13 protein-coding genes and 1 pseudogene are annotated in these 13029 nt (G+C 73.5%); 5 read left to right on the forward strand and 9 right to left on the reverse strand.

All coding sequences use genetic code 11. From position 1 onward, the window contains the following. Positions 1–268: 268 nt before the first annotated feature. Positions 269–1918, forward strand: coding sequence for a glucose-6-phosphate isomerase (gene pgi / locus DZF91_RS35245; protein WP_117361371.1), 1650 nt, complete (start codon positions 269–271; stop codon positions 1916–1918). Between the two features lie 122 nt (positions 1919–2040). On the opposite strand, the gene DZF91_RS35250 is transcribed toward pgi, so the two are convergent. After that, positions 2041–2283 carry an EF-hand domain-containing protein gene (locus DZF91_RS35250; protein ID WP_235834791.1) on the reverse strand — a complete coding sequence of 81 codons (243 nt, stop codon included), beginning with the start codon at positions 2281–2283 and terminating at the stop codon, positions 2041–2043. A gap of 117 nt (positions 2284–2400) precedes the next feature. After that, on the reverse strand, positions 2401–3369 hold the full coding sequence (locus DZF91_RS35255) for an AraC family transcriptional regulator (protein WP_117361372.1): 969 nt from the start codon (positions 3367–3369) through the stop codon (positions 2401–2403). 81 nt (positions 3370–3450) lie between these two features. On the opposite strand from DZF91_RS35255, the gene DZF91_RS35260 reads away from it, so the two are divergent. Continuing rightward, the gene (locus tag DZF91_RS35260) at positions 3451–4383 is read left to right on the forward strand and encodes an NAD(P)H-binding protein (RefSeq protein WP_117361373.1); all 933 of its coding nucleotides are present in this window, start codon (positions 3451–3453) and stop codon (positions 4381–4383) included. A 47-nt stretch (positions 4384–4430) separates the two neighbouring features. Then, positions 4431–4934 carry an anthrone oxygenase family protein gene (locus DZF91_RS35265; protein WP_117361374.1) on the forward strand — a complete coding sequence of 168 codons (504 nt, stop codon included), beginning with the start codon at positions 4431–4433 and terminating at the stop codon, positions 4932–4934. Positions 4935–5085: 151 nt separating this feature from the next. Here the strand turns inward: DZF91_RS35265 and DZF91_RS35270 are convergent, their stop codons facing one another. From DZF91_RS35270 to DZF91_RS35295, 6 genes are all read right to left on the reverse strand, one after another. Next, a complete protein-coding gene (locus DZF91_RS35270; RefSeq protein ID WP_147341531.1) occupies positions 5086–6075 on the reverse strand; it encodes a hypothetical protein in 990 nt (329 codons plus the stop codon). A 13-nt stretch (positions 6076–6088) separates the two neighbouring features. Beyond that, positions 6089–6508: a hypothetical protein gene (locus DZF91_RS35275; protein WP_117361376.1), complete on the reverse strand. Its 420-nt coding sequence runs from the start codon at positions 6506–6508 to the stop codon at positions 6089–6091. A 193-nt stretch (positions 6509–6701) separates the two neighbouring features. Next, positions 6702–7682 carry a ketopantoate reductase family protein gene (locus DZF91_RS35280; RefSeq protein ID WP_117361377.1) on the reverse strand — a complete coding sequence of 327 codons (981 nt, stop codon included), beginning with the start codon at positions 7680–7682 and terminating at the stop codon, positions 6702–6704. A 180-nt stretch (positions 7683–7862) separates the two neighbouring features. Further along, positions 7863–8183 (reverse strand): hypothetical protein, encoded by a 321-nt coding sequence (locus tag DZF91_RS35285; RefSeq protein ID WP_117361378.1) that lies wholly within the window; start codon positions 8181–8183, stop codon positions 7863–7865. Between the two features lie 334 nt (positions 8184–8517). Beyond that, a complete protein-coding gene (locus DZF91_RS35290; RefSeq protein ID WP_117361379.1) occupies positions 8518–9291 on the reverse strand; it encodes a DUF899 family protein in 774 nt (257 codons plus the stop codon). A 246-nt stretch (positions 9292–9537) separates the two neighbouring features. Further along, positions 9538–10788 carry an ABC transporter ATP-binding protein gene (locus tag DZF91_RS35295; RefSeq protein ID WP_117361380.1) on the reverse strand — a complete coding sequence of 417 codons (1251 nt, stop codon included), beginning with the start codon at positions 10786–10788 and terminating at the stop codon, positions 9538–9540. 169 nt (positions 10789–10957) lie between these two features. Between DZF91_RS35295 and DZF91_RS35300 the strand changes: the two genes are divergently transcribed. Then, positions 10958–11986, forward strand: coding sequence for a LacI family DNA-binding transcriptional regulator (locus DZF91_RS35300; RefSeq protein WP_235834792.1), 1029 nt, complete (start codon positions 10958–10960; stop codon positions 11984–11986). Between the two features lie 155 nt (positions 11987–12141). Then, on the forward strand, positions 12142–12582 hold the full coding sequence (locus tag DZF91_RS35305; RefSeq protein ID WP_117361382.1) for an Lrp/AsnC family transcriptional regulator: 441 nt from the start codon (positions 12142–12144) through the stop codon (positions 12580–12582). Between the two features lie 55 nt (positions 12583–12637). Here the strand turns inward: DZF91_RS35305 and DZF91_RS35310 are convergent. Next, a pseudogene (locus DZF91_RS35310) lies at positions 12638–13029 on the reverse strand (LLM class F420-dependent oxidoreductase); the annotation flags it as partial.

The raw sequence follows: 13029 nt of genomic DNA on the forward strand, positions 1-13029 counted from the left end.
CCGGCGGGGTCGGCCCCGCGCCCGTCGCCGCCCCGGTGCCGGACGGTGCGGGGGTGCCGGAGCCGGCCGAGACCTCCTGACCGGCGGGAATCCGCGAACGCGTCGCCGTCCCCCGCCGTAGCGTGCCGAAAAGTGGGAACACCGGTGACCGGTGGCGGCTTTACTCGGGTGGCGTACCGGTTCCCTATGATCGCAGGGAGAGTCCGGTGGCGCGTCTTTGCGGGGGCACGGGTGGGCGCCGCCGGACAGGCTGAGGAGATGAGGGGTTATGGCTGATATCACCGAGACATCCGAATGGTCGGCGCTGTCGGAGCACCAGGGGGAGCTGGCGGCCCGTAACCTGCGCGAGCTGTTCGCGGACGACCCCGAGCGCGCCGAGCGGATGACGGTGACCGCGGGGGACCTGTACCTGGACTACTCCAAGCACCGCGCCACCGACGAGACGATCCGCCGGCTGGTCGCCCTCGCCGAGCGCGCGGGCCTGCGCGACCGGATCGACGCCATGTTCTCCGGCGCGCACATCAACGTGAGCGAGGACCGGGCCGTCCTGCACACCGCGCTGCGTCTCCCCGCCGGCGCCGAGCTCACCGTGGACGGCCAGGACGTCGTCGCCGACGTGCACAGCGTCCTCGACCGGATGGCCGAGTTCTCCGACCGCGTCCGGTCCGGGGAGTGGACGGGTTTCACCGGCGAGCGGATCACCACGGTGGTGAACATCGGCATCGGCGGGTCCGACCTCGGCCCCGCGATGGCCTACGAGGCGCTGCGCGACTACGCCGACGCCGGGATCACCGCGCGGTTCGTGTCCAACGTCGACCCGGCCGACATCACCGGCACGCTCGCCGGGCTCGACCCGGAGACCACCCTGTTCGTCGTCGCGTCCAAGACCTTCGGCACGCTGGAGACGCTGACCAACGCGCGCGTCGCGCGGCGCTGGCTGGTCGAGCGGCTCGGCGACGAGAAGGCGGTGTCCCGGCACTTCGTCGCGGTCTCCACCAACGCCGAGCGGGTCGCCGACTTCGGCATCGACACCGACAACATGTTCGGCTTCTGGGACTGGGTCGGCGGCCGCTACTCCATGGACTCGGCCATCGGGCTGTCGCTGATGGTCGTGGTCGGCCCGGCCCGGTTCCGCGAGATGCTCGACGGCTTCCACGCCATCGACGAGCACTTCCGCACCGCGCCGTTCGACCGGAACATGCCGGTGCTGATGGCGCTGCTCGGCATCTGGTACACCGACTTCTTCGGGGCGCAGACCCGCGCCGTGCTGCCCTACAGCCAGCGCCTCGCCCGCTTCCCGGCCTACCTGCAGCAGCTCACCATGGAGTCCAACGGCAAGTCGGTGCGGGCGGACGGCGCGCCCGTCGTCGCGCAGACCGGCGAGATCTTCTGGGGCGAGCCCGGCACCAACGGCCAGCACGCCTTCTACCAGCTGCTGCACCAGGGCACCCGGCTCGTCCCGGCCGACTTCATCGGCTTCGCCGAGCCGTTCCAGGACGCCGACGCCGGGGACGGCACGCCCGGCATGCACGACCTGCTCGTGGCGAACCTGCTCGCCCAGACGTCCGCGCTGGCGTTCGGCAAGACCGCCGAGGAGATCGCCGCGGAAGGGACGCCCGCCGACGTCGTCCCGCACAAGGTGATGCCGGGCAACCGCCCGACCAACACCATCCTGGTGCCGAAGCTGACGCCGTCCACGCTCGGCCAGCTCATCGCCCTGTACGAGCACATCGTGCTCGTCGAGGGGACGGTCTGGGGGATCGACTCCTTCGACCAGTGGGGCGTCGAGCTCGGCAAGGTCATGGCCAACCAGCTCACCCCGGCGCTCACCGACGAGCAGCCGGCCGACGGCGCCCCCGACGCCTCGACCGCCGCGCTCGTCCGCCGCTACCGCGAGCTGCGGGGCCGGGCGGTCTGACGGAACCGCCCCGACCCCGCCGTCCCCGCCCGGTGGGGCGGCGGGGGCCCCTCATGGAACGGCTCGGGCCGTCCTCCCTCGTGGAGGACGGCCCGTCTTCTTCTTCCGGCGGTGGTGGAGCGTCAGACGCCCGCGTCGTCCCAGACCTGGGCCGACAGCAGGGCGCGCAGCTCCATGAGGGAGATGAAGCCGTCATGGTCGGTGTCGGCTCTCTCGAACCTGTCCTGCGTCTCGGCCCGCGTCCACGACAGACCCACGCTGTCGAGCACCAGGCCGAACTCCATCAGGTCGAGCCTCCCGTCACCGCCGAGGTCGGCCCGCGTGAACACGGTGACCAGTTCGTCCTCGGCCGGCTTGGTCGTCATCCCACTCCTCGTGATCGGTCGGACAAGATCCCGCATCATGCCACAGCGGTACCCGGTCCCACTGGGGATAACGCGGTTTCCGATCAAGAGGTTCCCGCGATGTTCACGCTCCCGGGTTCACTCTTCCGTGTTCATGCTTCCGTCCCGCCACCCCTCCGGATAGGCGCCGGCGCGGAACTCCTGCGGGCTGACCCCGCGCTCCCGCTTGAACGCCGCGCTCAGCGCGAACGCGCTGCCGTACCCGACCCGGCGGGCGATCGCCTCCAGCGTCTGGTCGCCGCCGCGCAGCAGGTCGGCGGCGTGCGCCAGGCGCAGCCCGGTCAGGTAGCTCATCGGCGGCTCGCCGACCAGGTCGCCGAACCGCTTGGCGAGCGCCGCCCGGGACGCCCCCGCCGCGGCGGCCAGCTCCGCCACCGTCCAGGGCCGCGCCGGGTCGTCGTGCAGCAGCCGCAGCGCCGGCCCGACGACCGGGTCGCCGTGCGCGGCGAACCAGCCCGGGGGCCGCGCGCCCGGCCGGGAGAACCACGCCCGCAGCACCGCGATGAGGATGAGGTCCAGCAGCCGGTCCAGCACGACCGGCTGGCCCGGCGCGTCCCGGACGATCTCGTCGCCGAGCAGCGCCGGCAGCGGCGACTCCCAGTCCGGCAGGACGGCCAGCGGCGGCAGCGCCGCCAGCAGTCGGCGCTCGACCGCGCCCTGCGCCAGGTACGTCCCGACCAGCAGCGTCGTCGGGCCGTCCGGGTCGTTGCCCCACATCCGGACGCCGAACGTCATCGAGCTCGCCGGGGGAGCGCCGAACAGCGTGGTGCACCGCTCCTCGTCGTGGATGATCCACTGCGGCGGGGAGCCGGGCGCGTCCGACACGACGTACGGGGCGGGGCCGCGCATGACGGCCACGTCGCCGGGCCCGCAGCGGACCGGCTCGCCGCCCTGCGGCGTCACCCACAGCTCGCCGGTGCGCACGATCACCACGCACAGCGGCGCGCCGTCCTCCACCCGGACCGCCCACGGCGGCCTCATGACCATGCGCAGCAGGAACGCGCCCCGCGCCCGGGGGCCGTCGAGGAGATCGGCGAGGGTGTCCATGCCCGCACCCTAGACGCTTGCGTATGGGACCGGGACGCTCAACGATGTTCCGTGATCATCCCGGCCGGTTGACTACAGGACATGACGAACACGACGAACACCACCGCCGCGACCACGACCGTCAACGCGACCGACACCACCGCCGCGACCGACACCTCCGCCGAGACCGGGAGCACCGCCGCCGGCACGAGCGGCGGCGCGCCGATCCTCGTCCTGGCCGGCACCGGGAAGACCGGCCGCCGCGTCGCCGAGCGGCTCACCGCCCTCGGCCTGCCGGTCCGGATCGGCGCCCGCTCCGCCGAGACCCCCTTCGACTGGACGGACCGGGGGACCTGGCCCGCCGCCCTCGACGGGGTCCGCGCGGTCTACCTCGCCTACGCGCCGGACCTGGCGGTCCCCGGCGCGCCCGAGGCCGTCACCGCCTTCTGCGAGGCGGCGGTCGCGGCGGGCGTGCGGCGGATCGTCCTGCTGTCGGGACGCGGCGAGAAGGAGGCCGAGGAGTGCGAGGACGTCGTCCGCGCCTCCGGCGCCGACTGGACGGTCGTCCGCGCGGCCTGGTTCGCCCAGAACTTCACCGAGTCCGACTTCGTCGGGTACATCCGCGCCGGCCACCTGGCGCTGCCGGTCGGCGAGGTGCCCGAGCCGTTCGTCGACGCCGACGACATCGCCGACGTCGCCGTCGCCGCCCTCACCGAGGACGGCCACGCCGGCGAGGTCTACGAGGTCACCGGTCCGCGCGCGCTGACGTTCGCCGAGGCGATGGGCGAGATCTCCGAGCTGACCGGCCGCCCCGTCGGGTACAGCGCGCTCGCGCCGGACGACTTCGCCGCCGCGCTCGCCGCCGACGGCGTGCCGGCCGAGGTCGGCGACCTGCTCACCTACCTGTTCACCACGCTGTTCGACGGCCGCAACGCGCGGCCCGCCGACGGCGTCCGGCGGGCGCTCGGCCGCGAGCCGCGCGACTTCCGGGACTTCGTCCGCGAGGCCGCCGCCACCGGCGTCTGGAACACCTGACCCTCCCGCGACACCGCACGACCAGAACCCGAGAGGAACTCCCCACCATGCGCTTCCACTTCGCCACCGCGTCGGCGGCCCTGTCGATCCTGATGACCGCCGCGATGGCGGGGACGTTCTTCGGGTTCTCGGCCGGGGTGATGCCGGGCCTGAACGCGACGAGGGCGTCGTCGGCGATCGCCGCGATGAACGCCATCAACCAGAAGATCCAGAACCCGGCGTTCCTCGCGGCGTTCATGCTGGCGCCCGTGGTCGCGGTCGCGGCCGGGGTCCTGCTGCTGACGATGGGCCACCGGCCCGCCGCCTGGCTGTTCTTCGCCGCCGCCGCGGTCTACTTCGTCGGCGCGTTCGTGCCGACCGCCGCGATCAACGTGCCGATGAACAACCACCTCGCGAACGTGAAGGTCCCGCACGACCTGGCCGACGCCGCGAAGGTCTGGACGGACTACTCGGGCCGCTGGACCACCTGGAACACCATCCGCGCCGTGTTCTGCGGCATCAGCCTGCTGCTCATGGGCGCCGGCGCCTACGTCTGGGGCAAGTCCCACTGACCACCGGCCGACCGGGGCCGACCGGTCGTCCCGCGAGCGCCGGACGACCCCCGCGGCCTTGTCGCAAGCGCCTTCCGAGACCCACCGGGACTCGGAAGGCGCAGTCGCGTCCGGCCGGTCCCCGGGTGGACGCCCCGGCGGCGCGTCCGGCTCAGGCCTTGCTGATCTGGACGACCCTCAGACCGTCCTTGACGGTGACGACCGTCGCCTCGTACGCGCCGCGCAGGCTGCCCGTCTCCTTGCCGAACAGGTCGCGGTAGGTGGCGTTCAATGCGAAGTCGCCCTTCACCCGGATGACGCCCCAGGCGTCGTCGGTGGTCGTCCGGGTGTTCTGCAGCGGATCGCCGTCGAAGACCCAGTCCACGTTCCCGGCGCGGAAGCCCGGAAGGACGTCCTGCGGGCAGCCGGGCGGCAGCGGCGAGCGGCGCGCCGCCAGGCAGTCGGCGAACGCCTGCCGCAGCACGGGCTCCAACCGCCCCGTCACCGCGGCCGGCGGACGCTGCTTGGTGATCGGACGGTCCTTGGGCTCGACCTTCGTCGGCCGGATCCTCCCGACGAGCTCGGCGGCGCCGTTCCGCCACGCGACGGAGGCGCGGAAGCGCACCGGATGCTGCTCGATGACGGTGGCGGTCAGCGTCCGGTAGGTCACGGTCATGAACGCGTGGCCGATCAGGTCGAAGCGGCCGTCGTGGTAGGTCGCGCGGGCCCCGTCCACCGGATCGCCGAACAGCTCCCACCGCACGTCGCTGACCTGGTCGTTGCGTCCCCCGGCCCGCTGCGGGCAGTTGACCGGCTCGGTCGAGGTGGCCTTCGCGCAGGACCGCAGAGCCGCCGCGGCGGGCCCGGCGATCGCCTCCAGGGTCGCCCCGGCGGGCCAGCGGTCGCCGGGGAGGACGAAGGCGCCGTTGTCCGCGTCCGGGTCGGCCTGCTGCCGGAGCGCGGCGACCAGGAGCAGGACGCCGACCGTCAGCGCGAGCAGCCACGCCCACGGGGAGGTCTTCTTCTTCTCTCCGGCCGCCTCACCCCCGGAGCCGCCGGAGCGGCCGGAGCCGCTGGCGTCGCCGGAGGAGAGGTTGACCGTGACGTCGCCCTCGGCATCGATCTGGACGTTGTGGCCCCCGACGTGGCCTCCCTGGTTCACGCCCAAGGCGGTCTCACCGCCGCCGTCGCCAGCGCGATCCGCCGGAGTCGCGGACGACCGTCACGTCGCCGCTTCCCTGGATCTGGATGTTGTCGCCGCCGACGCTTCCCGACTGCTGGACGCCGGCGTTGTTCGTGACGTCCGGCCGGAGCCGGCCGATGAGCTCCATGAGGTGTTCCACCTCGGAGCGGGCGCCCGGATCCTCGTCCAGGATGCGGCGGAACTCTCCCGCCCAGCGGACGCTCTCCCCGTCCCGCGCGGCGGGGACGGCCGTCAGGACCTCGCGCGTCTCCTCCAGCCGGGTGGCGACCTCGGCCTCCGGACGCCTCCTGCTCAGAATCTGCCTGGCCAGCGCGGAGACCGCCTCGGCGGCCTGGCCCGCGAGCGCGGTCACCAGCGTGCGGGCGGCGTCCATGGCAAGGTCGTCGGCCATTGCGTCGCGTCCTCCTCGTGCATCCCGGATTGAGAGGGACAGCCGGAAATGCTGCGATTGTAAGGTGCGTCACCCCCGTTCTGAGGCGCTTGAACCGCAGGGATCGGGAAGCCCGGGCGGAGCCGTCTCCGCCCGGTGGCGGCCGACGTGGTCAGCCGGTGACGCGCGGGCGGTCAGTCGGAGGCGCGGGTGGTCAGCCGGGGACGCGGGCGGTCAGTTCCTTGAGCGTGAGCTCGCCGGGGGACCGGCGCAGGCGGGCGAACTCGTTGGCCACGTCGAGGAGCGTTTCGTTGACGGGCGTCGGGACGCCGTGCAGGCGGCCCAGCAACACGATCTCGCCGTTGAGGTAGTCGGTCTCCAGGGACCCGCCGCGCGCCAGGCTCTGCCAGGAGGAGTTGCGGAGTTCGGAGACGCCGTCCACGTGCCGTACCTCCACCGCGTCGCCGCGCAGTTCGGCGACGTCGCGGTTGGCGGCGTGGCCGATGCCCGCCGCCTCCAGCACGCGGTCGGCCTCCGCCCACGCGCGGGCGTGCAGGTCCGGGGAGGGCTCCCCGCACACCGCCTCGATCGCGTTCCCCAGGTTCCCGAGCAGCTTGAGGTACTTCCAGCGGGGCAGGTCCGGGACGACCTCGGTGCGGAACCGCGACGCCGCCAGGTCGGCGCCGATCCGCTCGGCGGTCCCGTCGGCGCCGGAGGGGTGGCGGCCGAGGACGAGCAGGCCGGTCAGCGGTCCGCACGGCGCGATGACCTCGCCCGGTTCCAGGTACGAGGCGGGCAGCAGGACGAACGCCCCGTACACGTGGCGGAAGCGGCGAAGCGCCATGCGCTCGTTCGCGACGCCGTTCTGGGCGCAGAACACCGGCAGCCGCTCGCCCGCCGTCCCGCCGCCGCGCACTGGACGATGGCGCCAGGCGTCGAGCGCGGCGACGGTGTCCTGCGTCTTGACCGCGAGGACCAGCACGTGGTCGGGGTCCAACTCGACCTCGTCGGGCCCGGACACGACCGGGACGCGCAGCCGCAGCCGTTCCCCGGGCGTGACGAGCGTCAGACCGTCCTCGCGCAGGACGCGCCCGTGCTCGCCGCGCGCGACCAGCACCACGTCGTGTCCGGCCTGGTGCAGCCGCCCGCCGATCGAGCATCCGATCGCCCCCGCGCCGATGACCACGTAGCGCATGCTGCCCACCCTCCGTTCAGGGCGCCCGAGTGTACCGATCGGGATCCGGACGGGCGCCGACGTCCTCAGCGGGCGCGCTGGCATCACTCCGCAGATGTGCATCGGGCAGGGGAACGGCGGTCCGGAGGCCCGGCGTGCCCCGGGACGACGCCGTCGCCGGTGCTCAGGCGGCCCCGCTGGTCACGGGGTGCCGCCGAGCTTGTCGCCCTGCTCGATCAGGCAGCGCATGAGCTTCTCCCAGTAGGCCGCGCCCTTCCCCTTCTTGATCACCGGCTTCGTCTTGCACGCGCCTTGGAGGAGGGTGATGAGCATGGTGTACTGGGCGGCGGGGACGCCGCAGCGGACGAACACCGCCCGGGCGTTCTTGTCGTTGTACCTGCCTTCGGCATCGACCATGTTGCCGAATCTCTGGAAGGCGGCCATCGCGGCCGTCCCCGAACTGTTGTCCTCGGACTTGTAGAGCTTGTTCAGATCCTGGAGGCAGGCGGCGAGCTTGGCCATGTCGAGACCATCGGCAGAGGCTGCCGGTGCGGCACCGATCCCCGCGCCCACCAGCCCGCCCGCCAAGACCCCCGCAACCAGGAGATGCCCCGCCCGGAACCCAGCCACAGAAACCCCGCTTTCCGTCGATGCCCCCGGAGCGGCCATCGCTCGCGGCTGACCGAACGTAGCGATCAGCGCGCGGACGGCAGGTCGGTGACGGTCTCGCCTGGCCGTGTCCTGACGCGGTCTTTCCCCAGACCGCACAGACGACCGACCCGGGGCTCAGCAACTGACGGTCTGGTGACCGTGCCGGGGGAGGCGCTCCTGCGGGGAACGCCTCCTCCGAGGGGTGTCAGTGGTGGTGCTCCTGGCGGCCGAGGGTCTGCTCGGGGGTGACGCCGGGGCGGGTCCACTGGGGGACGGGACGGCTGGTGGGGCCCCAGGTGGCGTTGCCGTCAACGTCGGTGCGCCAGTACCAGCAGGGGTGCTCTCCCTTGGGCCAGCCTTCGGGCTTGTCCTCCCACGCCTCGCCGCGCCCGTACGGCGTCATGTCGAGCAGGTTGAGCGACACGGTGAGCACTTCGCTGCCGCGTCCGGTGGTGGAGTAGGTCAGGAAGGTGCGGTCGCCGTCGCGCAGGTAGCAGGTCAGGTACCCCATCGGACCGCCGACCGGGCCGTCCAGACCGCGCACCGAGTACCAGGACTGGGTGTAGCCCATGAACTCCACGAACGGGGCGACCTCCTCCCAGCGGCCGGAGGTGGCGATGGCGAACGAGACGCCCCGGGCGTTGAGGTACACGGCGTCCCGCATATGCCAGACCGCGTTGGTGCAGCCCTCGCACTGCCCCTGGTGCGGCGCGCCGTCATGCCACATGTGCTTGTAGACGAGCAGCTCGTCGCGGCCCTCGAACAGGTCGATGAACGGCACGGGGCCGTTGGGACCGACGACCTCGGTGGTGCCGTCGAACTCGACCATGGGCAGGCGGCGGCGTGCGGCGGCGATCGCGTCGCCCTCGCGGGTGTGGGCCTTCTCGCGGAGCAGGAGCTCGTCGCGCGCGGCCTGCCAGGTGTCCATGTCCACGATGGGCGGACGGCCGGGCAGCGCGGTGGTCGGTTCGTCCGTCATGGTTCCTCCGGGGGTCGGGCCGGACGGCCTGGTGCGCCGTCTGCGGCGGTCACCCCCTACGGACCACCGGCCCCGCCGGAACTCATCGCGGCCGGGAACACCGGGCAGGAAAGGCGCGCTGACCAGCCGGAAAAGCGGCCGGCGGCCGTCCCCCTCCCGGTGCGGGGAGGAGGACGGCCGCCGGACGTGTGACGCGGACCGCCGGCAGGCCGTGCCGGCGTCAGAACCGCGCGCCGTGGCGGCGCGTCAGGCGGGGACCTCGTCGGTCTCGGACGCCGCGGCGGCGCTCCTGGCCGACTCGTGGCCGATGGCCAGGCCGCTCGCCGGGTCGAAGAAGTGCAGGCGGGTCGTGTCGATCGCCAGCTCGACGGTCTGGCCGGGGCGGACGTGCGAGCGGGAGTTGACGCGGGCCGTCCAGAGGGCCTTGTTGTCGGTCAGCGGGATCGCGCCGTCGCCCTCGCCCTCGGCGGCGTCCTCGGCCAGGTCGGCGGTGTCCTTGTGCTCGACCGGCGGGGCGTCGATGGTGAAGATGACGTTGATCTCGCTGCCCAGCTCCTCGGTGACGGTGCTGGTGACGGTGATCGGCGCCCACTCGGGCTTGGCGTGCCCGGAGTCCTCGAAGTCGGACGGCCGGATGCCGAGGATGACCTTCTTGCCGAAGTAGCCGTCCAGGCCCTGGCGGCCGGTGACCAGCGCGTCCGGCACCGGCAGCGAGAACCCGGCGAACTTCACCTGCGCGCCGCCGTCGCCGCGCACCAGCTCGGCCTCGACGAAGTTCATCGCGGGCGAGCCGATGAACCCGGCGACGAACAGGTTCACCGGGTGGTCGAACAGCCGCTGCGGGGTGTCGACCTGCTGCAGCTTGCCCTCGCGCAGCACGCAGACGCGGGTGCCGAGGGTCATGGCCTCGACCTGGTCGTGGGTGACGTACACGGTGGTGACGCCGAGGCTGGCGTGCAGCTGGCTCAGGGACGCGCGCATCGACACGCGCAGCTTGGCGTCCAGGTTCGACAGCGGCTCGTCCATGAGGAACGCCTGCGGCTGGCGGACGATCGCGCGCCCCATCGCGACGCGCTGGCGCTGGCCGCCGGACAGCGCGGCGGGCTTGCGGTCGAGGAACTGCTCGAGGCCGAGCATCTTGGCGGCCTCCAGCACCTTCTTGCGCCGGTCCTCCTTGGACACGCCGCGCAGCTTCAGGCCGAACGCGAGGTTCTGCTCGACCGTCATGTGCGGGTAGAGGGCGTAGTTCTGGAAGACCATGGCGATGTCGCGGTCCTTGGGCGCCAGGTCGTTGACCACGCGCTCGCCGATGGACACGGTGCCGCCGCTGATCTCCTCCAGGCCGGCGATCATGCGCAGCGCGGTGGACTTCCCGCAGCCGGACGGCCCGACCAGCACCATGAACTCGCCGTCGGCGATCTCCAGGTCGAGTCCGTCGACGGCCTTCACGCCACCGGCGTACACCTTGTCGACGCTCTCCAGCGCGATCCTGGCCATCCCGGCCCCCTTCGATTGGAAACGTTTCCACTGACCCCGGCCCACCTGGGCTTTCAGGGCCGGAACCGGATTCAACATCATGGAAACGTTTCCAGAAAAGGGTCGTTCGTGGCAGCATGGGGCGAGCCGGGCGCACCGCCGCCCGGCGCGGCCGGAACGAGGGGGCGCCGTGGCGGCGACGATCAAGGACGTGGCGGCGTCGGCGGGGGTCGGCATCGCGACCGTCTCCCGGGTGTTCTCCGGGACGGGCGCGGTCAGCGCCGCGACCCGCGAGCGCGTGCTGGCCGCCGCGCGCGACCTGCACTACCGGCCGAGCGCCGTCGGCCGCAGCCTGAAGACCCGCCGCACCGGCGGACTCGGCCTCGCCGTCCCGGACGCGACCGACCCGTTCTGCGCCGACCTGATCGGCGGCGTCCTCGACTGCGCCCGCACGCTCGGCCAGCACGTCCTGCTGGACGCGACGCTCGGCGACCCCGCCCGCGAGGCCGAGATCGCCGACCGGTTCGCCGAGCAGCGGGTGGACGGCGTGATCGCGGTGCCGTCCGGGACCGGGGACCCCTGGGAGGGGTTCCCGCGCGCCGGCGTGCCGCTGGTCTTCGCCGGACGGGTGCCGTCCTGCCGCACCTGGACGGGCCGGGCCCCCGCTGTCCTCGCCGACGACGCGGCCGGGATCCGCTCGGCGGTGGAGTACCTGGTCGGGCTCGGGCACCGGCGGGTCGGGTTCCTCGGCGCGCCCGCGCCGGGCACCCCGCCGGACGTCCGCGAGGACGCCTTCCGCGCCGCGCTCACCGCCCTCGGCGTCCCGGTGGAGGAGGACCTGGTCGCCCGCGCCCGGCCCACCCGGGACAGCGCCTACGCCGCCGCGGCCGGGCTCCTGCAGCGGCGCTCCGACCTCACCGCCGTGCTCGCGTCCGGGCACCTGCCGGGCGAGGCGGCCGTGCTGGTCGCCCGCGAGCTGGACCTGCGCGTCCCCGCCGACCTGTCGATCGCGATGGTGGACGACGTCGCCTGGGCGGAGCTGTGCGACCCGCCGCTGACCGCCGTGAGCCGCCCCGCCCGCGACCTCGGCTACCGCGCGTGCGAGCTGGCCGCGCGGGGCGGCGTCCGGCGCGGGCCGTCCGGTCCGGTGCTGCTGCCGACCGAGCTGGTCGTCCGCGGCTCCTGCGGCCCGGCCCCGTCCCGTCGCGCCCGCCACTGACGCCATTCCCGACGCGGCCCCGACGCGGCCACGGGCACCGCCCTGACGCCGCCGCGACGGTCGTCGGGTCGGCCGGGCGCGGGACATTCCCGGATGGACCGTTCCGGGTGCGTATCGGATCGCGCCCGTCCGTCCGGGCACGCTAGATTCTTCGGGTGGAGGATATCGATCGCCAGATCCTCGGCCTGCTGGCCGACGACGGCCGGATGAGCTTCACCGACCTGGCCAAGGAGACCGGGCTGTCGGTGTCGGCGGTGCACCAGCGGGTGCGCCGGCTGCAGCGCCGCGGCGCGATCCGCGGGTTCACCGTGCAGCTCGACCACGAGCAGGCCGGGCTGCCGATGACCGCGTTCATCTCCATCAAGCCGATCGACCCCGCCGCCCCCGACGACGCGCCCGACCGGCTGGCCCACCTGACGGCGATCGAGGCGTGCCATTCGGTGGCGGGCGACGAGAGCTACATCCTGAAGGTCCGGGTGGCCTCGCCGAACGAGCTGGAGGAGCTCCTCCAGAAGATCCGCGCCGCCGCGAACGTCGCCACGCGCACCACCGTCGTCCTCAGCACCCCGTGGGAAGGGCGCCACACCGCCCTGTAGACCCGCCGACGGGGGGAGGGGAGCGGCCGGACGCCCGGCTGCCCCGCCGTACGGGTCAGGACCCCGGCGCGAAGGCCTCCAGTGCCTCGCGGGCGCGGTCCATGGACGCGGCCGGGTCGGCGTCCGGGCCGGTCAGGGACGCGTCGAAGTTCAGGTCGACGAACAGCTCGGTGACGCCCTGCCCGGCGAGCCGCCCGAAGTCGTCGCGGATCTGCTCGACCGTGCCGCTGAGCGGCGGACGGTCCGCGCCGCTCGGGGCGTCCTGGCCGCCCGCACCGCCCGGCCGGATCCGCACGGCGCCCCGGCACACCATGCGCAGCTCCGCGGGGTCGCGGCCCGCCTTCTCGGCCGCCTCGCGGACGACCCCGATCGAGCGTCCGAGCGCGCCGAGGTCGGCGCGGCTCGAGCTGACCCAGCCCGCGGCGAGCCGTCCCGCGCGGCGCAGCG

Source organism: Actinomadura logoneensis, assembly GCF_003428695.1.
GTDB classification, from domain to species: domain Bacteria; phylum Actinomycetota; class Actinomycetes; order Streptosporangiales; family Streptosporangiaceae; genus Spirillospora; species Spirillospora logoneensis.

Excerpts from the sequence above, each read along its gene's own strand:
- pgi (WP_117361371.1), top strand. The coding sequence starts at position 269 with ATGGCTGATATCACCGAGACATCCGAATGGTCGGCGCTGTCGGAGCAC.
- DZF91_RS35250 (WP_235834791.1), bottom strand. The coding sequence starts at position 2,283 with ATGACGACCAAGCCGGCCGAGGACGAACTGGTCACCGTGTTCACGCGG.
- DZF91_RS35255 (WP_117361372.1), bottom strand. The coding sequence starts at position 3,369 with ATGGACACCCTCGCCGATCTCCTCGACGGCCCCCGGGCGCGGGGCGCG.
- DZF91_RS35260 (WP_117361373.1), top strand. The coding sequence starts at position 3,451 with ATGACGAACACGACGAACACCACCGCCGCGACCACGACCGTCAACGCG.
- DZF91_RS35265 (WP_117361374.1), top strand. The coding sequence starts at position 4,431 with ATGCGCTTCCACTTCGCCACCGCGTCGGCGGCCCTGTCGATCCTGATG.
- DZF91_RS35275 (WP_117361376.1), bottom strand. The coding sequence starts at position 6,508 with ATGGCCGACGACCTTGCCATGGACGCCGCCCGCACGCTGGTGACCGCG.
- DZF91_RS35280 (WP_117361377.1), bottom strand. The coding sequence starts at position 7,682 with ATGCGCTACGTGGTCATCGGCGCGGGGGCGATCGGATGCTCGATCGGC.
- DZF91_RS35285 (WP_117361378.1), bottom strand. The coding sequence starts at position 8,183 with ATGGCCAAGCTCGCCGCCTGCCTCCAGGATCTGAACAAGCTCTACAAG.
- DZF91_RS35290 (WP_117361379.1), bottom strand. The coding sequence starts at position 9,291 with ATGACGGACGAACCGACCACCGCGCTGCCCGGCCGTCCGCCCATCGTG.
- DZF91_RS35295 (WP_117361380.1), bottom strand. The coding sequence starts at position 10,788 with ATGGCCAGGATCGCGCTGGAGAGCGTCGACAAGGTGTACGCCGGTGGC.